General features: G+C 59.8%; 18 protein-coding genes. 5 read left to right on the plus strand and 13 right to left on the minus strand.

Annotated features, from left to right (window positions below):
- Positions 1–19 precede the first annotated feature (19 nt).
- Genes ROV93_RS00985 through ROV93_RS00995 form a run of 3 tightly spaced genes read left to right on the plus strand, consistent with a single transcriptional unit; the run spans position 20 to position 1782 of the window.
- Positions 20–883, plus strand: coding sequence for a hypothetical protein (locus ROV93_RS00985; RefSeq protein ID WP_312538420.1), 864 nt, complete (start codon positions 20–22; stop codon positions 881–883).
- Positions 880–1242 (plus strand): hypothetical protein, encoded by a 363-nt coding sequence (locus ROV93_RS00990; protein WP_312538421.1) that lies wholly within the window; start codon positions 880–882, stop codon positions 1240–1242. Before ROV93_RS00985 ends, ROV93_RS00990 begins: the two co-directional genes overlap by 4 nt.
- Positions 1243–1287: 45 nt before the next feature.
- Positions 1288–1782: an ABC transporter permease gene (locus tag ROV93_RS00995; protein WP_312538422.1), complete on the plus strand. Its 495-nt coding sequence runs from the start codon at positions 1288–1290 to the stop codon at positions 1780–1782.
- Between the two features lie 86 nt (positions 1783–1868).
- On the opposite strand, the gene ROV93_RS01000 is transcribed toward ROV93_RS00995, so the two are convergent.
- The 7 genes from ROV93_RS01000 to ROV93_RS01030 all read right to left on the minus strand — a co-directional run bounded on the left by ROV93_RS01000 (position 1869) and on the right by ROV93_RS01030 (position 9303).
- On the minus strand, positions 1869–2072 hold the full coding sequence (locus ROV93_RS01000) for a hypothetical protein (RefSeq protein WP_312538423.1): 204 nt from the start codon (positions 2070–2072) through the stop codon (positions 1869–1871).
- Positions 2073–2672: 600 nt separating this feature from the next.
- The gene (locus tag ROV93_RS01005; protein ID WP_312538424.1) at positions 2673–3473 is read right to left on the minus strand and encodes a hypothetical protein; all 801 of its coding nucleotides are present in this window, start codon (positions 3471–3473) and stop codon (positions 2673–2675) included.
- Between the two features lie 38 nt (positions 3474–3511).
- Complete coding sequence (locus ROV93_RS01010) at positions 3512–3874, minus strand: hypothetical protein (RefSeq protein WP_312538425.1); 363 nt, start codon at positions 3872–3874, stop codon at positions 3512–3514.
- Positions 3846–4820, minus strand: a complete 975-nt coding sequence (locus tag ROV93_RS01015; protein WP_312538426.1) for a hypothetical protein — start codon at positions 4818–4820, stop codon at positions 3846–3848. The genes ROV93_RS01010 and ROV93_RS01015 overlap by 29 nt, the downstream gene beginning before the upstream one ends.
- Entirely contained in the window at positions 4789–5313 is a 525-nt protein-coding gene (locus tag ROV93_RS01020; RefSeq protein WP_152906208.1) for a GNAT family N-acetyltransferase, read from the minus strand. Before ROV93_RS01020 ends, ROV93_RS01015 begins: the two co-directional genes overlap by 32 nt.
- A 103-nt stretch (positions 5314–5416) precedes the next feature.
- Positions 5417–6235: a GIY-YIG nuclease family protein gene (locus ROV93_RS01025; protein WP_312538428.1), complete on the minus strand. Its 819-nt coding sequence runs from the start codon at positions 6233–6235 to the stop codon at positions 5417–5419.
- Positions 6232–9303, minus strand: a complete 3072-nt coding sequence (locus tag ROV93_RS01030; protein ID WP_312538429.1) for a UvrD-helicase domain-containing protein — start codon at positions 9301–9303, stop codon at positions 6232–6234. The genes ROV93_RS01025 and ROV93_RS01030 overlap by 4 nt, the downstream gene beginning before the upstream one ends.
- Before the next feature lie 1097 nt (positions 9304–10400).
- Between ROV93_RS01030 and ROV93_RS01035 the strand changes: the two genes are divergently transcribed.
- On the plus strand, positions 10401–11015 hold the full coding sequence (locus ROV93_RS01035; RefSeq protein WP_312538432.1) for a hypothetical protein: 615 nt from the start codon (positions 10401–10403) through the stop codon (positions 11013–11015).
- Positions 11016–11141: 126 nt separating this feature from the next.
- Here ROV93_RS01035 and ROV93_RS01040 read toward each other — a convergent pair whose 3' ends face one another.
- The 4 genes from ROV93_RS01040 to ROV93_RS01055 all read right to left on the minus strand — a co-directional run bounded on the left by ROV93_RS01040 (position 11142) and on the right by ROV93_RS01055 (position 15003).
- A complete protein-coding gene (locus tag ROV93_RS01040) occupies positions 11142–11915 on the minus strand; it encodes a hypothetical protein (protein WP_312538433.1) in 774 nt (257 codons plus the stop codon).
- An 85-nt stretch (positions 11916–12000) separates the two neighbouring features.
- Positions 12001–12957, minus strand: coding sequence for a hypothetical protein (locus tag ROV93_RS01045; protein WP_312538434.1), 957 nt, complete (start codon positions 12955–12957; stop codon positions 12001–12003).
- 158 nt (positions 12958–13115) lie between these two features.
- Complete coding sequence (locus ROV93_RS01050; protein WP_312538435.1) at positions 13116–13484, minus strand: H-NS histone family protein; 369 nt, start codon at positions 13482–13484, stop codon at positions 13116–13118.
- Positions 13485–13605: 121 nt separating this feature from the next.
- Complete coding sequence (locus ROV93_RS01055) at positions 13606–15003, minus strand: site-specific integrase (protein WP_312538437.1); 1398 nt, start codon at positions 15001–15003, stop codon at positions 13606–13608.
- A 438-nt stretch (positions 15004–15441) separates the two neighbouring features.
- Here ROV93_RS01055 and ROV93_RS01060 point away from each other — a divergent pair, with 438 nt between their 5' ends.
- Positions 15442–15822 (plus strand): DUF6624 domain-containing protein, encoded by a 381-nt coding sequence (locus ROV93_RS01060; RefSeq protein ID WP_312539395.1) that lies wholly within the window; start codon positions 15442–15444, stop codon positions 15820–15822.
- A 941-nt stretch (positions 15823–16763) separates the two neighbouring features.
- Here ROV93_RS01060 and ROV93_RS01065 read toward each other — a convergent pair.
- Both ROV93_RS01065 and ROV93_RS01070 read right to left on the minus strand, forming a co-directional pair.
- Positions 16764–17324 (minus strand): hypothetical protein, encoded by a 561-nt coding sequence (locus tag ROV93_RS01065; RefSeq protein WP_312538438.1) that lies wholly within the window; start codon positions 17322–17324, stop codon positions 16764–16766.
- 182 nt (positions 17325–17506) lie between these two features.
- Positions 17507–19687 (minus strand): DEAD/DEAH box helicase, encoded by a 2181-nt coding sequence (locus tag ROV93_RS01070; RefSeq protein WP_312538440.1) that lies wholly within the window; start codon positions 19685–19687, stop codon positions 17507–17509.
- Between the last annotated feature and the right edge of the window lie 2 nt (positions 19688–19689).

Consider the following 19689-nt stretch of genomic DNA (forward strand, 5'->3'; position numbering starts at 1 on the left):
CAAAGGAACGAGGGGCTGTATGAAGAACGGGGCAGTTCTGGCCGGCGCGCTTGCGCTGGCCGTATCGACGGGTGCCAGCGCCCAATCCACTACCGCTTCAGGCCTGCTTCGGCAGATCGGTGGGGCCATTTCTGGGAAGTCCGGCTCGCAGGCCAAGGTGTCCCACCCCCTATACGCCGAACCTGCAGGGATGTACTGGGACCTGGACGAGGACATCCTTGAGGGTGCTCAGCACCTGCGCGAAGGGCTCTCCTCCACCGGCGCGCAAGGGACCGACATGTGCGACATGGGCCTGTTGGCCATGGCCCATTCCGCCTACCAGTTGCGGCCTGACAAACGGCAGTGGTGCTTGCGGCAGGCGTGGGTGGCTGCCAAGAGGACGACGGACAGCCGAGAGCCGGAGCCGTCTGCGGCGGCGATCGAGCAGCGCTTCGGGCCTGCTTTCGACGCCCGGCTGGAGCGGTTCAAAGGGATTCGGCGGTATGCCGTTCGCCCGAACTTCAAAGCGCTGGGTGGGGTCAGCTACAACCCGGATCGGGGCGTCATGGAAGTGTTCGTGCCGATGCCGCAGATCTCGGTTGCTGGCTTGAGTGTCACGGGAAAGAACTTCGTCCCTTGGATCCGCAAGACGCCGACGGGCGTGTCCAGCCCTCCGAACGCGGGGCGCTATCGGTTGCTGATCCGGATGGACCCCGCTGAGGCGGCCAACCTCGCGCGGCAAGGCCGCTCGTTTCAAGAAGACCGCGTGGTCTTCTCAGTCAATCGCGTTTGGATCGACGGCACGGAGCCCAAGATGGACGTGACCGTCGAGAAGGTGAGCCTGGGCTATCGGAACGAAACGATCGAAGTGGACGTCACCACGAACCAAGGAGAAGGTGCATGAAGCGTGGAATGGTGGTGGTCGCGGTAGCAGCTGTTGCCTTGATCGCCTGCGGTAAGGCGGAACAGGGACCGTCGGTAGAGCAGGTTGCAAAGGGGTACGAGCAGTATTTGAACGCGAACCTGGTGGCCGAACTGGGGCAGCGCGTGGAAGTGCGTGGCTGGGAGGATTTGAACGCCGACTGCAATCCGAGCGGGCCCGAACGAACGACGTGCGTCACGGGCGGCACCCTCGATGTGATCGGTTTCCAGGGTGGGCGTCAGCTCAAGGAGGATCCTGCGCCCGTGCCGGCGAGGGCAGACCTGGTGTTTGAAAAGCGGGCGGGGCAGTGGGTGCTCATCGACGCACAGAAGAAGCCCTGACCGGCGCCAGTAACTCGTCCTTTATCCCGCTCATTTGGAGGATCCATGAACGCCCATGTCCGCTCTCACTCGACCGCATCCCATATGCAGTGGGGCCTGCTCGCACCCGCAACGGTCCTCCTGGGCGGTGCTGGCCTGCTCGCCTTCGCAGGCGGTGCAGAAATTTGTGGAGAGCTGGGGCTTGCCTGGCAGGCTGTGGCGGCGTTCTCGGCCGGTGTCGGCGTGCTGACGCTCCTCCTGCTGCTTTACGTGCTGAACTGGCGGGCGGCGCGCGTTCGGGCAGCCAGGGCGGCCAACCACTTCCTGGAACTGAAGCGCGGGGGCTTTTGGAAGGGGGCATTGATGGGCACGTTGGTTGTGGTGGCCGTGCAGATCGGAAGCATCGGGGTGGGGATCTTCTACCCCGGTCTGATTGAATCGGAACGCAATTTCTTTGTTTCCGTCCCGCCGCTGGCGTTGGCCGCCCTCTACACCGTCTTCCCGATTGCGCCACTGGTGGGCGGGTTGATCGGGCGCGCGTGGCGCGCCACCAGTCTGTAGGGCGGGCCGGGGGCTTCTGACAACCATCAAAGGGGGCAAATGCCCCCTTTCAGCGGTTCGCGAAAGATGCCGGCGACGATGGCCGCCTACGCCCTTCGATGCTCGATCAATGCCGTCCGGTAGTTCTCGCAGGCGTCCCTGAGGCCCGTTTTAGCCGCAGCGATTAACGCATCGGTGCCCATGACGGAAGCTTCGTTCCGTTCGATGATCAAGGTTGGAAGGGCGTCCATTGCTTGTTGCCAGTCGTGCCCCAAGCCACTGTAGTCCTTGTTTTTGCAATTGTGGTTCATCGTCTCTGCTCCCTTTAAAGATGGAGGCATCTAACCATGTGCGCAAAGCTGCGCAAGGTCTACATAGGAGCGGATCTGCAGATGTGTCGAGCTGTTTGCGATTCGGTCCTTAAGTGCCACGGGTGTCTCACTCTTCTGGAGGCCGGTCGCTTTTTGGCCTCTCGGAGCCGCGGGATTAAAGGTGTTGAGCGCTAGATGCGCACGCCAAGCGCGTCCAGGGTGGGAGTCGTCATCGTTCCGGTTGCCCGGATGCCGTGGGCCAATTGGAACATTCGCAGCGCCGATTGGCTCTCAGAAGTAAGGGACCCGTCGATGGCACCTGGATCGTAGCCCTTGGAAAGAGCGCTGCCTGGACGCGCATGATCAGCGTAGCGGATCGCCACCTTCTGCTGCAGATATTGAGCTTCACCACATCCCTAGGCTTGCAAACACCCGCCGGACGTTATAGGCGAACGAAAAGAGCGTCATTGGGTGAGCGCAACCCACGTTCCAGTGGCCCTTCCATGGTGCGCGGCGGGAGAGTGTGGCGTGCAGCAGACGACGTTGTTGCGATTCCCCTAGAGGCTCCCAAGGACGCCCCAAGGCAGCGGATGGGTTGACTTAAGGTCGGGGAATTTTGTGCGCCAAGTAGCGGCAAAGCACGCCGGACAAGCCCACGATCAGTTCGGCCTCATCCAACGACGGATCGCCGCCTTCCTTAAGGTGCCGACCGTTGTTTGAAGCAAAACCGTATACCTTTGAGATTGCTTCGCCAAGAGGTGAGGGGAACAGGCCAGGATTGTTCTTCACCAAAGCCCCCAGCGTCTCCTTGTCACCACCCGTCAAATCTTTAGCCAAGCATTCCAATGCTGCCATCCCATGTTGAATGGCACCGGTGAGCTCCGGGTTGGGGCGGCGAGACAGGTCGCGCAATGCTTCATGGAGTTCGTTGGCCGTCGTGTTCTTTCCGGCGCTTCGCAACTCGCTGGCGCCCTTCTTTGTGGCGACTTCAAAGGCCTCTGCACCCCGGAATTCAATACGGTTGTCCAGCAGCTGCCACCCGATACCATTCTTGCGAAAGACCTTGTTGATGTAGGACGAGAAATTGTCGCGTGGCCTGATGGGCTTCATGAACGCGATGGAGCGCTCAGGAAGCGACGATGCAATGCGCTCGATCATGTCATAGATCTCAAACCACTCAGCTGCCTCGAGCAGTCTACTCACCTCTGCGAGCCCGTCTTCCGAGCCCTTGGGTAGCTCGCCAAGGGTTTCGCACACGATTCGCTGCAAGTGATCTTCGCTCATGCCGTTCAGCAATGCGCCAAGAACTACATGTTCTCTAAGCTCTCTTGGAGCACTCTCACGGATCGTTACTTCTGCAGGAGTAACGCTGTAGTTGTGGCGTTCTGAGAAGGTGCTCATGTGCTTTCCTTGCTGTCTGTAGGGCCCAAAGTAGGGCTTTAGCTGCCGGTTGGGAACAGTTTTGCGTATCGAAGGGCGGGCTTGTGCGAGTGGTCATCGACGATTGGCGCAGGTTCGTCGTCCAGAACCTCCTGGGCCACGTTCTGTGAAGCGGGATTGTCCACGCTCACCAGCGCTTCGATGTAGAAGGGCGGATGTCCGCGAAAGCCGTTTTGGAGCTCTGCAATGCCCGCGGCAAGAATGGCCTTGGTGCGAATCCGGTTTCGGTAACCCTCGGGAACAGTGAAGCCGGCCGCTATCTCATCGTCGCCGTTCCGATGGAAGCTCTCAAGCGGCCAATGGTTGGCGAGGTCACGTTCTGGAACCATTGGCTTAGGTGCCCCGGAACCCTTTTTCTTCAAAGCGTTCCAGGATCGTTTTCACAGCTTCTCCAGCACGCTCCGGTGACGCCTCTATGCATTCCAGATCCTCCAAGACGGCGGGCAGCGACGCAGTCGGATCGGTAGTGACCACCACAACGAGTGCCTGTCCTCGGATGGCGTCTTCCACCGTGGCCCATTCGTCTGAGAGACGCAGGGGTTTGTCTGTGAGGAGGACTACCATGACGGATCCGGATGCCAGCAGACGGTTGGGACGTCCCCGAAATGCGGCGCTGTTGTGGACATGGATAGCCTCTCTATGGCCTTCCGCCTCCAACTTCAGCAGGAAGTCGTGGCAACTTGGCGTATCCATTTCGTTGCAAACGATGTGGATGTGACCCTTGGCCCATTCTTGAAAGCCCACTGAGGACGGCACTAGCTCCTCGCTAGTAAAACAAGCTTCCACGAACCGGCGGCCGGCGAGGCTCAGTCCTTTCTCTTCGATCAGCCCCCAGCGTTCAAAGGTCTGACGGTTGATGCTGCTTTTCGATCGCAGCCCAAGGAATTCCTTTGGGTCCAGGTCACCCCCGCCGGCGCCGGGAAACACGTGGTGGCGCTCGGCGATCCAAGCGCGGCGCAGAAGATCGACCTGGCCAAACGATAGATCGCTCAGCGCTTTGATGAACTGGCGTTTGAGATGGCCTGCTGTTTTGCCGGTGGCGATTGAACAGGCAAGGCGACCATAGACGGTGGCCTTCTCGGCCTCGATGTCCACTTCCAGCGCCCTGAGCATGGCGAGGAAATCTTCCGAAGTCATGGCCTCCGCGTTTTCAGGGAACACATCGCTCTCAAGGGCTGCTCGGATGAATTCCTCGTATCGCTGCTCTGTGCGCTTCTCCATCCACGCCGCTAGGGCCTTCGGTCCCTTCGACAGGAGTTCCAGTGGGCCGGACAGGTCACCCAGCGTGGCCAGGCTTTTGAGATCCATTGTTGAAATCCCGAGTGTGGGAAGGGGCGGTTTCGAACTTGCACGCGAATCGAACCGCGGGCTCACCCGAGTGACCATCGTTGAATCGTTCAAGCGCTTTACCGAGCACGGCCTCGGCTACTTTCAGAGATGACGTGTTCTTTTCGCTCACAACAGCCTCGACGTAGAACGGCGACATGCCCTTAAAGCCGTTCCGCATTTCGGCGATGCCAGCGCGAAGGATGGCCTTGGCCAGTCCCTTGTTGCGGTAGGCCTTGGGCACTGCGTAGCCCACCGCAAGGTTGGGACAGCCCTTGTAGGTGCCGTTCAGGGCAAACGTTGCAAACGATCGCACCGTTTTCCCTTCCAGCAGGACGTATGTGTATTGTGGTATAGCCTGTCCCCGGTGAAGGTGAACGTATACCGTCGGATCCACTTGACCCTTTTCTAGATCGACCGGACCTTCAAGAATGGCTTTCTGAAATATCTTCAATGCATCGCTGGGATCTGACATTCCTTGCATCGTGACAGGTGTCCATGAGTATGCGGGGCGTCCATCGTCACTGGTTCAGTTCGTTCCTTCAAGTCGCTCGTTCGGTCCTAGTTTTCTGAGGGCCTCAGTTGCGGTTGTAGCCGCGATCCAGCGAACGGCTCATCAGGATGTCTTTCCAGTGCCCCTCCCGGTCCAATATCTCCTGGCGGGTGGATTGAAGATCGGCAATTTCCAAGAGAGAGAAATGCAAATCCCGTTGCCGCTCGCTTGCGGTCAGTCCCAGCTCCTGCACCAAGCCTCTGTTGTGGCCGTGGCCGGTGCTCGAATACTGGCACCAGCGGCCCCAAATTCCATTCTCCCCATCGGCCTTGCCCACGTAGAGTTTGCCGGTGGCCTTGTCGGTGATGAGGTAGATCCCTTTCACGCTCGACAAGGCTGTGCGCCATGATTGGGTGCTGTGCCTAACTAGCAGATCCAGTTCGTCCTTGCTGAGGTTGACCTGCTTGTAGCCGGGGAAGGGACCCACAGTGATTTTTTCGGGTAGCAGTTCCACCACGGCCATGTCTGCCACGGTGGCGCAGTGAACGTAGGATTGCCTGGATTTGTAGCTGCTCACACAGAACAGGCGCCCCTCTAGGTCTTCCGTGCCTGGCATGCGCTTAAGTGAGTAGTAGTGATGGGGCGTGGGGTCAGGATCGATGATGAACCCCTGTTGCAGAAACAATCCGGCAAACATCCACCGCCCTTGGCAATCGTCGATCAGGCTGACGACCTGGGGCAGCGTGAAGTTGTTGCCGTTTTGCCAGCGCTGCCACTCTTCGAATCCACCATGTCGGTACACGTCGATAGGTTGCTCCCGTCGGTTGTAGCGCGCCAAATGGACTTTCGCCTGTTGAGGGTCGAAGGCCGGCTCTTGCAGCTTCAGGAGGTCAAAGAGTTTCACGTTGGAGAATTCTTTTGGTTGTTGTTGTGTGGTTGACGAACAGCCCGAAGCAGCTCCGCGCCGTAGCGATCGACCTTTGCGCTCGTCAAGCCGGGCAGCAGCCGCAATTGATTCAGCGAAGTCGGGCGGTGCACAGCGATGGTTCGAAGAGTCGAGTCGTGAAAAATGATGTAAGGGGGAACGTTGGCTCTTCGTGCTATCTCGCCGCGCATGTTCATAAGCGATTGAAGGACTGTAGGATCCACATTCGCGTTTTGCCTTAGCACTTGAGCTACAGAACGACCTGCGCTTGTTCTTGTGGCGCGGGCTGGGCCACTTCGTTGTTTGACGGGCTTGAATCGGCAAATCGGAAAGTTGGAGCAAGCCTCGAACAAACCGTTCTTGCTACTCTTGACGAGGATGACGCCTTGTTTGCAGGCGGGGCATGAGCGTTCTTGAATCTCTTCGCCGTCCACGCTCGTGAGGGAGAGGACACCCTCCTCGATGAGTTCATCGATGAACTTGGAGCGTTGGCCCCGGGAGGTAAACATCGCTACGGTGCGCCGGGCCCGGGTCAGGGCCACGTAGAACAGCCTGCGCTCTTCGCCCAGCGGGAACGTGTCTCCTTCGGGCATAGCCAAGGCTAACACTGGATCATCGGTGCGGGTGTTCGGGAAGCTGCGCCCCCTCAACAGACTGAGCATCTCCGGTAAAATCACGTAGTCTGCTTCGCTACCTTTAGAGCGGTGGATGGTCAGGAACGAAACCTCCACCCAGCGGTTGAACCGGCTCTGCTTCGTGGGCACATACTGCCGATCAGCGTTGTAGCGGCCCAAGATGTAAACCGACACCTTGCCGTTACGCCCCGGCGGGATCGTGCCATTGCGCACCCCCTCGGCCAAGTTCACCACGAAGCGGTCGATTGCATCGGCCAGCTGGTCCTTGGTTTCCACCTGGAACGCTTGGAGCACTGGGCCATGGGCAGGGGTGGCCGAATGCACGCGCTTGGCGATCTGCCCCGGGTTCTTGGAGACAAACGCGCTGGAGACGTCGCACAGCGCCTGGGGGCACCGGAACGTTTGCTCCAGCTTGAGCACTTGGCCATGCCCAAACCACTGGCGAAAGCCGGTCATCACCGACACGTCCGCGCCGGCAAAGCGGTTGATCGACTGCCAATCGTCGCCCACAGCGAAGAGGAAGCGGCCTTTGCCTTGGACCAGTGCACGGCACAACCGGGCCCGGGCGCGCGAGGCGTCTTGGAACTCGTCGGCCATCACCAGGTCGTAAGGCGATTCCACGCGCCCGCCTTCCAAATGGCCGGCGGCGAGGTTGAGCATGTCCTCAAAGTCGATGCCATCCTCTGCTGCCAAGGCTTCGTCCCACGCCGCCATCACCGGAATGGCAATGTCCAGGAACATCTGGTAGCGCAGCTTGAAGGTGTCGGCGGGCATCACGGCCAGCCGCTGCCGCAGATCCGAGGCGCTCAGACCGTTGCTCTTGGCATGGCTCATGAACGGGCGCAGCAACTTAATGAGCTCGACCGATGCCATGGGCTGCTGGCCCTCCTTGGGAATCTCCCGGTCTGGATTGGGATCGAGCACCAACCCACGGGCGGTCAGTTCGCGCTCCAGCCGATCAAAATCGTCGCCGTGGCGCAACCCGTGGCTGGTGGTTTCAAACAGCTCCGTGCCTTTCTCAGCGTGAAGCTGTCGCTTCCAGATCACTCCTTCCAGGTATCCTTCGAAGTGCGCTGGCGGCACGCCGTCGGCGTCGAGCGCGAAGTGCTCGTGGAACAGGTTCAAGTCGGGGTAGTAGAAATCGGGCTTGTACTGCCGATGCGTTTCGTCGGCGGTGCGGTGGGGGTAGGGGGACTCGTAGCGGTAATCGACTCCGTTCAAGAAGAGCAGGTTGGCGATCATCACCTCTTCCACGCTCTTCACCCGCTCGCCGCGGTTGGTGACCAGCGCGCCCTTGCCCTGGGCGTCCCACGCATCTGACGGCTCCGGTGCACCAAACGCTGGAAGGTCCTTTCCAAAGACGAAGCGAAACAGGTCCCACTGGCGGCGGAACGTGGGCGACCGGTCTTTGAGCTGGTCCACGAGGTCGGTGAGTTTTCGCACGGCACCAGCCGCGTCGGTGGCCCAGTCGGAAACGTCGGGCTTCTCCCTGGTGGCCTTGCCGATGAGGCGCAAGCCCAGAGCATGGAAGGTGGACGCCTCTACAGTTACGTCCCCCATGCCCAAGCGCTCAAACGCCAAGACCGCGCGCTTCTTGAGCTCTTCGGCGGCGTCCGTGTTGAACGCCAGCAGGACGATTCGCTTGGGATCCACGAACCCGCGGTGGGTGGCGTAGGCCGCCTTGGCCACCATGGTCGAAGTCTTGCCCGAGCCGGCCGAGGCCACCACCTGCACGCGGTTGTCGAAGCACACGACGGCCCTTGCCTGTTCCGGGGTGAGCGGTTTGCTTTCCACCCGGCCCAGCAAGTCTTTGCAGGCCACCAATTCGCGTTCCACGTGGGCGGCGTTGAGCGCGGCCCAAGCCGGGCGGTGGTCGGCTTCCCACGCCACCAGCGAGCGTTGGATCGCCTGGGCAGCTGGTCCCAGCCGGACCGCCACGCCCGGTTTCTTCAGGCGCGATCGGAGGGCGGCTGGGTCAACCGTGGGGCGGGCAGCGAGAACGTCCTCCTGCTGCTCGTGGGTGAACCAGCGGCGCTGCTCGAAGCAGGCCCGCTCTTGTTCTGCCTTGTGATCCAGCCACGCGTCGATTGCGCGCTGCGCGCCTTGGAGGAACGTCACGTCATCCCGCAGGCGCTTCTCCCTCAACGCCAAGTTCAACGCTTGAACCAAGGCGGCGCCCTGGGCGTTGGGCAAACCGTCGGCCTTCACTTCCCCGTGCCGCTCCGGATGGAACGTGATATCGGTCCAGAAGGTGCCGGCATTGACGCGGTAAGTGGCCTCGTCTTCGACATTGACCCGGTGGGTGCGCCCGTTCAGCGCCAAGGCGAGCTCCAGGCCCTCCAAGCGCAAGCGCCAGTCCGACGATCCCGTTACGTGCTGGCCCACCCATGACGGGGCCCATTCCTTTGCCATTCCCTGTCCCATATGTCCCCTGGAAACGCCGGTGAGGAGGCGTCACCGCACCGACGGTTCCATGGTAATCGGTTGCGCATGGCTGGAGACGGCCAATCTGGGGCAGGGCACGTGCCACTTTCCTTGGGCCACGCGCCGTTGGACCCGGTCGCGATACACCTCTGGCGAGGGAGCCGGAGTGGGGCGCTTGTGGCGCCGGAGGTTACACAGGTGGCACGAGGCTACGACATTGCCCGCCACGTCCCTCCCACCGTCCCGGCGGGCCAGTAGGTGTTCTGCCGTGCATCGGAAAGGGGCGGCAGAACGGGGGCGCAGGCCCAACTCCTCGGGCGAGCACAGCCACATTGGACTGCTGCAGTAGTAGCAACGGCCTTGCTGGGCGTGGAAAGAACGGGTGCGCAGGGCTTTGAGGGTCTTCGTGCTCAACGGCGGGCTCCGGAATCGAAAAGGATTCCCGCGCCCCCTATTGGGTGGACCTCGGGCACCCGGAGCCTATTGGCTATGCGGGCACAACACCGACGCTTTAGCGACCGGCAGGTGCTTTATATGACGTGCCACGGGCCGGAACAAGGGGCTGGCACTCACGGATGCTCGTAGTCTCGGTTGGAGCAACGCCGCTGAATCCAGGTCGTGATGTTGACCTGGCAGGGATCCTCGTCATGTTCATCCACGCTGATCCTGCCCGCCGGTGGCGCCGACCACATGTTCTGCAGCACGTAACGAGGTTCAATGCCCATGCGGGTCAGGTAGCTAAACACTTGGCAGTAGGGTTGGCTGCCAAGCGTGCGGCTTGGCCATCGGGTGTGTAGATCTGATGGAATCCCAACTTGGGGTAGGGCGACCAGTTCAGCCGTTCAACCCCTGCCATGAAGACCAAGGGGCACGCGGAGTCGCAGTTGATGTAAAGGGTGGTACCCAGTTCCTTGCGTCGAATGTAGGCACCGGCCTTCATCGCTTCATCAATATAGCCCCCGCCGCTTCCCAGCATCACCATCTCTACCGAGGGGTTAGGAAATTACCCATGGTGCTCCATAGGAAGGCTCGACAGGTGCGGGGGGAAGGTTGGATAGTGGGGCATAGGCCGCCAGACTTTTCCCATGAGCATCCTTACCGTTTTGCTGAGCGCTGACCAGTTGGTCGTGACGGTAGATACCTGGGCGGAAGACGCCCTAAGCGGCCAAGCTTCGGCAGGTGCGAAGGTGCTGCTCATTCCTCAGCACCAGATCTTGCTGGCGACCCGAGGGTCGGCCCAGTTCTTCCTGCGCATCTACCAGCTCTCGTTGGAAGCCAGTTTTCGAGCGGACTTCACCCTGGAGCAGCTGACGGCGGAGTTGGGGCGGGTCATTGACCAGCTTTGGCCGAACTACGCTAAAGCGGTGGCTGAAGCGGGCTTGCCGGCAGAATACTGCACCACGGAGCTGGTGCTGGGCGGATGGTCCCCCAGAAGCGGACGCATGATGGCCACCGCCTATGCCAAACACGACGCGGAGGTGCCTGCGGTGGTCCAGCCGATCACGGGGCAGCTCTCGTCGCCTGGTGAGCCCTTGCAGGATTGGCCGCCCTCAATGGCAACGCCGGCCCTGTTCGAGGCGGGCCGGCGGCAGGCGCAGTGGCTCAACGAAAGGGCGGGCAGGCGAGTGGCCGGAGGGCGGTTGTTACTGGGGTTCCTTCAGCCGGGCCAAGCTGTCGTGAAAGACCTCGGCGCTCTTTAAAACTGGATCATCGTTTCTTGGCTGGAAAAGCCAAGGATTCGTGGGTCGGCCGGACCAGGCCGCTGGAGGGCACGGCGGGACCTAATGGTCGGGGACTTCGTGTCCGGGCAGGTTTGAGCGGCGTGGTCAGCTCTGATCGATTTCTGAGTACAGTCGATCGACCTCTGCGCGTTCTTCGTCAGTGTAAGAGTGGCCTAGATAGAGTCCTGAATAGTCCATGGCAAGTGCGATGAATCGGTGTGCAACTTGCGCGGCGGCCGGTTTAGACAAGTCAAGGAAGGCACAAAATGCATGTCCGGTTTGGGCCGCTAGCTTACCTAGCTCTTCCAAAAGTGCGCGCAGCGCCGTCGGGTCGAGAAATGGGCCGTTGTGCGCGTCCATGCCCATGGGCCGAAGCATCGCAAACCCTTCGACCGAGGGGTGTCCAGCCAGGCTGGAAAACGTGGCATAGATCTGTTCCCGCCGACTGCGTGCGACTCCCATGTCCGCGTCCAAACGCTTCCTAACCGCTGCGGGAGCGAAGAGTGCCTTCTTCGTCTTGCGGTCAGCCGTACGCCACATGGCAATGTGGGGAGGGTCGATGTGGAAGGCGTTGATCAAGTAGGTGGTTTCAACAACGTCTCGGAGAAGGAGCGCAGCCGCTTGGTAGTAGCCCGAGGCCGTCAACTTCCATGACCCAGCAAAGTGATTGAAACAGCGTATCGCGAGGTGGCTCACGGTACGCTCGTCATCATTGGCTTGGTGGTGCTGGCGGAGCACGTCCAGAACGTCCATGGCCCGCTCTACCAAGGCCAAGTGATCTGAAAGATCTCGATGGGATGCGATCAGAGCAACGGAGCGCTCATGAAGTTCCTCTTCGCCTTGATGAAGCAGTTTCATGTTGCGCGGGATGTCGAACATCCTGGTTCCTTCAGCAAGCAGAGAGTGATTCGTTTCGCCGAGCCATTCTTTTCATTTCCGAGCACAACAAGCCGGTTCTCGATTGCTAGAGTCGACACAACTCTATGGAAGAGGCCGTCGTCCTTCCGATCCAGTCCTCCTGCGCAGGCAGCAAGTGGGGCGGCACTCTCGAGGTGGCCCTTTCGTTGTGGATCATTGCGGACAAATGAACAGCGGGAAAGTGCGGCGCGGTGCTGGAGATCAGGGCTGCCTCCTGAAGGTCAAGCGCCCAAACTGCTGAAACGGGATCGTATGCCGAATTGAGAAAGCTGTCCGCAGGCACGCCCACCCTTCCGCCGGCTTGGCCGGCTTTGCTCAGCGAAGGTCGGTGGGCATGGTCTGAATGGAGCGCCTGTCCGGTGGAGCGGCTTAGATGCAGCTGCTGCGGTCCAATCGCATAGACCACTTCACCAGCCACAGGCGCTTGGCTGATGCCGCTTAGCGAACGAAAGGCGCCCTGCAGGAGATGCTGGTTAATTGCGACAACGTAGCTCTCGCCCGGCAACACGATGCCTTTGGCCAAATAGCCGGCGCTCTTCCCTGGATCTCCCACAAGTTTCTGGTGCTTTTCCTTCAGCGCGCTGGTATAGCGCAGTGCGATCGCTTCGTGGGGATAGGTCCACACGCCTTCTTGGTGGGAGACGTTCAGCCAGTGAGGGTCGATCCCCTTGGGCTCGGGAGTAACCAGCTCGATCCACACCGAATGACCGTTCTTCGCTGCGTTGAAGTCCGGTCCAGCAGGGGCGCTGGTCAACGAGAAGCCATCATCCCAAAGGTACTTTGCCAAGAGCATCTCCGCGAGCCTTTGGTGGTGTTCCGCGTGAGAACCCCGAGCCAGAAGTCTGGAGAAATGAGGGTCGGCCAACCCCATCTGGTGAAACTGGTCAAACAGTTTTGACAGCGTCTGAAGCACTTCCAAGCGTCGCCGCAGCGGAGGCTTGGTCCACCGTTGGCCCACCCTATCGAGGAACTCTACCTTGAGCACGCCTGCGAATGGGCGCATGTCCTGTCCTGAAATGTTGGGTGGAACCGATCGGTGCCTTCGCTCGAGCGTATCCGCCGTTCATGGCAACCGGTCTCAGACCTTCCCATGCGCCCGCGTACGTGCCGACAAAGGTCTTGGGCGTTGATTCGCCTTCGACCTTCGACCTGCACTTTGGACTACTTGATCAAGAACTCGCTGGGCTCTTTCCCCTTCTGGACCAGCGCAGCCAGCCACCTTGGTTGGCGGCCACGGCCGGACCACGTTTCGCTGGGGTTGGCCGGATTGCGGTACTTAGGGGCGACCTTGCTGCCGGCGGACTTCACGGGTTTGCGGCCGGTGCGCTTCTTGGAGCCCTCGGAAGAGGCCGTTGAAACGGCTCCGTAGAGCTCCTCAATCGTGTAACCGTGGTCTTTGACGTATTGATTGATCTTGGCTCGCATGGCGGCAGCCTTGGGCCGTGTCAGCACCTTGGTTTGTTGCGTTTCTGCCTGAGCGATTAGGGCTTTGAGTTCTTCGGCCGACAGGCCGCTGACATCGATGGTCATCTGTTAGGTCCGAGCGGTGAGGGCTTTAGGGTAATTCCAAATGGAATGCGATGCGAACGCTCGCTGGTGAGCCCAAGCCCTCCTTCAAAATTCGGTAAGGCCCAGGCAACAGCTGTCGATCTTACGGGTAGAACTTGCCTGGGTCGCTTAGTTGTTTCGCAAACTGTCCCCGCTGGTAGATCGGCAACTGCACTGGTGGCGCGTAGCGGTTCAGAAGGTCGATCTGTTTCCTTCGCGCGAGCTGGGGCTTCTTGTGGAAGTAAGCCTCATGCAGCACCGGGACCTTCTTGCTGATGCTGTGGCCGGTCAGCAAGGCAATGTCTTCGTCGGGCACACCCTCGTGATGGAGCTCCGTGGCGATGGTGTGCCGGAAGGCATGCAGGCCAATACCCTTCCCAAAGCCCAGGCTCTTCAAGTAGGTGCTGAACTGGTTGAGCACCGCTTGGCTGTAGCGCTGGTTGGATTCGCCTGTCTTGCGATTCACGCCGGCGGTCAGGTGGGGGAACAATCGAGGATGGCCACACGCGCGGATATCCTCCACGAAATCCAGAAAGCCCGCATCAAGCACTTGGGAAGGTATGGGGAGGGTTCGAATGGCTGACTTCCCTTTCAGGCGCTGACGGCTTCGGTTGCGGGTCTTGTGCGCCAGGTCGGGATCGACGGTCTTCTGGATCCGGATGCACCATACGCCGGACTCTTGCACCACGTCCGCCAGTTTGAGCTGGGCGATCTCGTTGATGCGCGCGCCTGTGCAGAGACCGAGGATGGGGAGCCACCAGCGGTGGGGGTACTTGCTAGCCCATGGGACATATGTCCCATGGTCGAAGATGCGCTTGAGTTCTGCATCGTCAAACAGGCGCTCGGGCTTGTTCGGATCTACGACCAAGTCCTTCTTGATCTCGTCGAAGGCGACCATCGGTGAGGCACCGATGGCCTTGGATTTCTCAAGCTTCTTGAAGAAGGTCGATAGGAAGCGCCGGTGTTTCTCAAGTGTGGCGGGGGCCGGTGGGGTCACGTTGAGTTGCTTTCCGCGCGCGACCGCCTGATCGTAGGTAAACCTGCAGTACTCAGGATCGGACAGCAGACGGTCTGGGGCCCAGCGAATGAGGTCCCACAGCTTGTAGATATGAGCGTGGTCGATGCGGGTGACTGGTATGTCCCCGCAGGTCATTAGAAGCAGCCGTAGGGTGCGAGAAGTTGCCTCGACTGTCTCTCTGGCCAGGCAGCTGTAGTCGCCGCGATTGCGGATGTAGTCGTCAATCTCTACGGAGAGCGATCGCCCCGGTGTGCCCACGGGCAGCGGCTCGGGATACCGTGTGCCGTTCTTCGTCGAGCGTGCGCGCCGGCTGCGCTCATAGGCGGCATTGAGAATCTCTTGGGCCTGGATCGCGGCCTCTCGGCTGGTGATCACCAATTTTCCGATGCTGAGCCTGCCGATCCGGATATCGGACATCTCCAGCGAGCCGTTGGGGTCGTCCAGGTAAGATTGGAGCGGACTTGAGGGGTGAGTCAGGGGCATTGCGAGCTTCCATCGTTTTCGATGGAAGTACGGATAAACCAGCCTCAGTAATCGTCAATAGGATTGGGTCATCCGTGTACCGACCGTAGGCATCTATTGTGAGTGCCCATTGCTGCTTCTTCAGGGAAAAAAATTACGCAGGAATTGGAGGGATTCAATCCTTGAAAATCAATGGCTTGCCTAGATAAGAATTATGTCGAATCGCAGTCATTACGGTACTGTTTAATTTCTATAAGCTAACAGCGCCCTTTGGGTTGTTATGTTAGTTCTGTACGGCTGATAAACGTTGCGGAGAATTGAGGGCTGAGAACTCACTTTGGAGGCGGAGCTGTGGCGCAACGGGTCTGTCCATTGTTAGTAATTGCGATCCTCTTCGCGCCGCTGGGAGCCAGCGGTGCGACGCCCACTGAGCCCGAGCTGCGCGGTGAGCTCCTGCGGATGAAGGATGCCGGTCAGGCGGTGCGGGACCTCTCACTGACTGCCGAGGGCGAGGAGAGGGGGCACAGTGCCGTCGATGCGGTGCACACCGCTCGGCTGAAGTCCACCGTTGCGGCCCGTGGCTGGCCGACCGGGGCGCAAGTGGGCCAAGACGGGGCGGACGCGGCCTGTCTGCTGGCCCAGCATTCCGACAAGGCCCCGGCGCTCCAGCGCTCTCTTGCGGAAGCCATGGAGCCCTTGGTAGCGACCGGGCAGGTCAAAGCGTCCAGTTACGCCTACCTTTGGGACCACACCAACGACCCCCAACGCTATGGAACGCAGGGGCGTTGTGCGGATATGGGGCATTGGGGGTACTGCTTGGCGGCTCTTCGGGCATGGTGAGGTGGTAGAGGGCTAAAGCTCTTCATCTCCCAACAGGTGAATCGAGGAGAGGGCAAGCGACTATTCATCGAACCCCGAGAAGTCTGGTCCCTGGACTTCGCGGGAGGATCCGCCCTGATGACTTGGGTCTACCATCCATCGTGGAACGTAGACACGTGCCAGGATCGGGCGCGTGCGCTGCGCCACCTCATCTCACTTGCGAAACAGAACTGAGGCTGTCGGGCCTCCCTGGGCAGAATGGGAGAGGGCAGGCAACGGCAATCGCGAGCGAATTATTTTATCTCGTTAGGCTGTATTGACAGTCGTGGCGCGATGTTGCAGCTTTGTATGGCCGTTCCTTCTCAATGAAGGAGTCAAGTTATGTCGATTAAGCCTGGACCGAAGCCTATAGCTCCATCCACCGGCGAGCCGGATAAGCGTCGGCGGGATAACAAGGATACCCCCGGGAATACCCCTGGCTTGAAGCCTCACAAGCATAAGCCCGGCAAGTGACTTAAAGCGGATTGGTTGTCGGCGGCAGGGATCAAAAGAGCAGAAGTGCGACACTGGCCGACACCACTATGGCGCCGGCCTTCGTCGCTGTTGCCTGTTGCTGAAGTAATCGGTTTGGATATGCGCGGAAGCAATTGGCACTCTTGTCGTGTGGCGGCAAGCGGAGGGGCGATGTCTTCACCTGCCCTGAGAGTGCACAGCCGACTGTTACGGTGAGGATGAAATCGCCGAAATCCTGACAAAAGACTGCTGGTTTCTGGTTGGAATGCTCGGCGTATTGGATAGCCAAGACGATCCCGGAGTTCCAGACACCAGGGCGGCGTGCCCTGGTGTGTGGGGAGTCTGTTGGAAAGTGAAGGGCGGCATACTGCGCGCTCAGCGAACGCTCAACCCCATTGGCGGAAAAGAGGTCTTGCCGACGGGGTTGAGCAGCCTGCGTAAACGACTACTTACATCCTGCGCAGACGAGATGGTGTCATAGGCTTGAGTCCTTCAACCCACCTGTCGAAAATGAGCGCAGCAAGAACTTTATGGTTAAGCCTCTCGGATTCGCCGGGGGAGCGAACCTTGACGCTGATGTCTAGGTTGGCGCTAAGTTGCTGTTCCAGCTCAGGCAGCCGTGACGCATGCTTGCTGAGCTGTTTTTGATGAGTAGCGAGCAACACTGCTATATCAAGGTATAGCTGTTGCAGATAGATCAATCGGTCTTGCGTTGCTGCTGCCTTAATGGCGGACTTCGGCGTGGTCGCCTCGCCCCAGAAGAGGCCACCGCCATTGATGACTTTGCTGATGTGGTCAATGAGCCATCCCCCTCCAGCGACTGCGCCCGTCGCCAGAAGGCCTCCGACGACGTCGATTATAGCTTTCTCCAGAACTTTCTTTGCCCAGGCTTTTCGTGTCTGAGCTGCATTGGCTGGGGACTCGCTGCCGGTTGCTTCGGCTGGCTTCTTAGTCTGCTTCTTCGCGGAGGTCTTGTTGCTCGAAGATCTATTTTGGCCTTCTTTCGCCATTTTGCTCGTCCTTTTAAAGGAAACTCTGTATTGGTGTGTGGGGTTCAATAAATAATATACAAAGCAAGGGGCGATAGCCGATGCCGGCCATCTTCAGTAATCCGGTTAATTCGAATGAGACAACGAGGCTACAGCCTCACTCGGAGATGGCATCAGCCCTGGACTGGTCACAACATGGTGGACTACCCGAACGCGCCCACGAGCCAATCGGTAGCCCCTTCCAAGTCTAGCTTCATTGACGCGTAGGAGCGTCTGAGAAGGTGCGAGGGAAGGAAGCTATCCCATTTTTGTGTGATCAAGTTGTTCGCAGATTGGAGAAGGGTCTCCGGGGAGGGCAATGGCATCTTCGCCACCCGCCCGAGTACCTTTATCACATCATCGAGACTCCTTGCTCCCTTGGAAATTTCCACGCCCAGCCTACCGGCCTGAGAAGTGAATCCCTGGGCGTTCAGGAGGCAGGCGATGGCTTCATTTGCGGAGTCTCCCAGCCATGTCAGCAGCAAGGCATCGCTGCCTTGGTCGAGGAGAACCTTGCCGTCCAGGCGCAATTGACGGTAGGCGCTTTGCGCCTCCTGCAGGAAGCGAGAAGCAGTGGGGTCCAGGAAGTCTGGCTTTATCTCCTGCTGATACAGTCCACGCATCTTTTGACGGACCTGGGTGTGGACCTGCCCGCCCGTTCCATTGAAAAGAGGCGGGGTGCCGCCTTTCGCCGCGGCCACGTAGATCGTTTTTTGGGCGTCATCGATCTGCTCGACGAGCCAAGTGCGACCGCCAAACAAGATACGCTGGCCGACGGTCACCAGTTGGGACACGGGGAGCGTGCCTAGTGCCTTGCCGGCGGCCACGATCCGGAACTCTTCGTCGACGTTGAAAGCGGCGTAGAAGGTGTAATGGTTGACCAACTTGTCGCCGACCGGGCCGTGGAGCAGCAAGCCGGAGCCGTCTTGAATCAGAACCTGTTCTTGGCCAAGGTGGCGAAGCAGCTCTGCAAACGCGTCTTGGGACAGCCCGTGGAACGGTCCCTGATTTGCGCAGAGCAGCTGATAGGCTTGGGCTGCCTTGAGTCCGCCGTACTGGGCAATGGAGGAGAGCAACTGCTGAATCAGCGTCGAGAGGTGTAGCCCGTTGACCGAAGGCGGTTCAAACCACCTCTCCAGCAGCAGCATGACGCTCGCAGTGGACTGAACTGTGTCCAGTCGAAGCCTTGTCTTCAACGTCGACTCAGCGTCGATTGCATCCTCGATAACGTAGCCGCGCAACACTGCTGGCTCTCCAGGGCGGCGCCCGGAGCGACCAAGGCGTTGGCGAAGGCTGGCCACGGAAGGTGGTGGGCCAATCTGCGCGATGCTTTTCACCGCTCCGATATCGATGCCCAGTTCCAGGGTGTTCGTGCAAACTGCGCTTGCTGGACGACCCTTTTGCTTCAGAGCCGCTTCCGTGTCCGTGCGTATTTCCTTGGACAGACTCCCATGGTGTGGCCAGAACTCTCTCGGCCGGCCGTCCTGTTCGCTCAGCAGGTTGAGGAGGTGGGTGTAGCGTTCAACCTCCCTTCGGCTATTGGGGAAGATCAGATTGTTCGTCCCTGAAAGGACCCGGTAGAGGTGCTCGGCCAGCGCAGCGGGAGCAGCCGGATTCTCGTCGGACCCGGCGTCAGGTGCGGGTTGTTCGTAGCCCTTGATGATCAGTTGGAGATCATTTCCGGCTGATGAGGCGTTGACCAACGCAGGGGCAGCCCCAACACCCGGGCGTAGGAAGGCCCCGGCGCTCGAAAAGTCACCCAAGGTTGCCGACAGGCCCAGGCGGGGAGTTCGCCGCCGTAATAGCACGTCGATCCGGTGCATCAACGATTGAAGCTGCTTTCCGCGCTCGCTTCCAATGAACGCATGGAGTTCGTCCACGACAACGTACAGGAGCTTTGAGAACGCTGCCGCAACGGATGTCCCGCGGTTGCAGAGCATCGCCTCCAAGGACTCCGGCGTGATCAGGAGCACGCCACGGGGGTGCTTAAAGAATCGCTGCTTCGTCGAGCCCGATATGTCTCCGTGCCAAGGCCACACGGGGACTTCAAGGTCCTCGCAAAGCCGCTGCAGCCGTTCAAACTGGTCGTTGATGAGCGCCTTTAGAGGGCTGATGTAGACAATCAGGCCCTCTTCGTCGGTGCTCAGAAGGTGCGTGAGCGCAGGAAGAAAAGCGGCCTCGGTTTTTCCCGAGGCGGTGCTGGCGGCGATGATCACGTCCCGGTCGGCGCTCAGGACGAGGGGGATCGCCAATTCCTGGACCTCACGCAGCGCCTCCCATTGTTTGGTCCAGAGGTAGCGCTGGATTCGAGGGTGCAGCGATTGGAAGGCGCTGGAGGCAGTCATCG

Origin of the sequence: Stenotrophomonas maltophilia group sp. msm4 (assembly GCF_032025605.1) — a bacterium.
Classification (GTDB): Bacteria; Pseudomonadota; Gammaproteobacteria; order Xanthomonadales; family Xanthomonadaceae; genus Stenotrophomonas; species Stenotrophomonas sepilia.

Excerpts from the sequence above, each read along its gene's own strand:
- ROV93_RS00985 (WP_312538420.1), top strand. The coding sequence starts at position 20 with ATGAAGAACGGGGCAGTTCTGGCCGGCGCGCTTGCGCTGGCCGTATCG.
- ROV93_RS00990 (WP_312538421.1), top strand. The coding sequence starts at position 880 with ATGAAGCGTGGAATGGTGGTGGTCGCGGTAGCAGCTGTTGCCTTGATC.
- ROV93_RS00995 (WP_312538422.1), top strand. The coding sequence starts at position 1,288 with ATGAACGCCCATGTCCGCTCTCACTCGACCGCATCCCATATGCAGTGG.
- ROV93_RS01000 (WP_312538423.1), bottom strand. The coding sequence starts at position 2,072 with ATGAACCACAATTGCAAAAACAAGGACTACAGTGGCTTGGGGCACGAC.
- ROV93_RS01005 (WP_312538424.1), bottom strand. The coding sequence starts at position 3,473 with ATGAGCACCTTCTCAGAACGCCACAACTACAGCGTTACTCCTGCAGAA.
- ROV93_RS01015 (WP_312538426.1), bottom strand. The coding sequence starts at position 4,820 with ATGGATCTCAAAAGCCTGGCCACGCTGGGTGACCTGTCCGGCCCACTG.
- ROV93_RS01020 (WP_152906208.1), bottom strand. The coding sequence starts at position 5,313 with ATGTCAGATCCCAGCGATGCATTGAAGATATTTCAGAAAGCCATTCTT.
- ROV93_RS01030 (WP_312538429.1), bottom strand. The coding sequence starts at position 9,303 with ATGGCAAAGGAATGGGCCCCGTCATGGGTGGGCCAGCACGTAACGGGA.
- ROV93_RS01035 (WP_312538432.1), top strand. The coding sequence starts at position 10,401 with ATGAGCATCCTTACCGTTTTGCTGAGCGCTGACCAGTTGGTCGTGACG.
- ROV93_RS01040 (WP_312538433.1), bottom strand. The coding sequence starts at position 11,915 with ATGTTCGACATCCCGCGCAACATGAAACTGCTTCATCAAGGCGAAGAG.
- ROV93_RS01045 (WP_312538434.1), bottom strand. The coding sequence starts at position 12,957 with ATGCGCCCATTCGCAGGCGTGCTCAAGGTAGAGTTCCTCGATAGGGTG.
- ROV93_RS01050 (WP_312538435.1), bottom strand. The coding sequence starts at position 13,484 with ATGACCATCGATGTCAGCGGCCTGTCGGCCGAAGAACTCAAAGCCCTA.
- ROV93_RS01055 (WP_312538437.1), bottom strand. The coding sequence starts at position 15,003 with ATGCCCCTGACTCACCCCTCAAGTCCGCTCCAATCTTACCTGGACGAC.
- ROV93_RS01060 (WP_312539395.1), top strand. The coding sequence starts at position 15,442 with ATGAAGGATGCCGGTCAGGCGGTGCGGGACCTCTCACTGACTGCCGAG.
- ROV93_RS01065 (WP_312538438.1), bottom strand. The coding sequence starts at position 17,324 with ATGGCGAAAGAAGGCCAAAATAGATCTTCGAGCAACAAGACCTCCGCG.
- ROV93_RS01070 (WP_312538440.1), bottom strand. The coding sequence starts at position 19,687 with ATGACTGCCTCCAGCGCCTTCCAATCGCTGCACCCTCGAATCCAGCGC.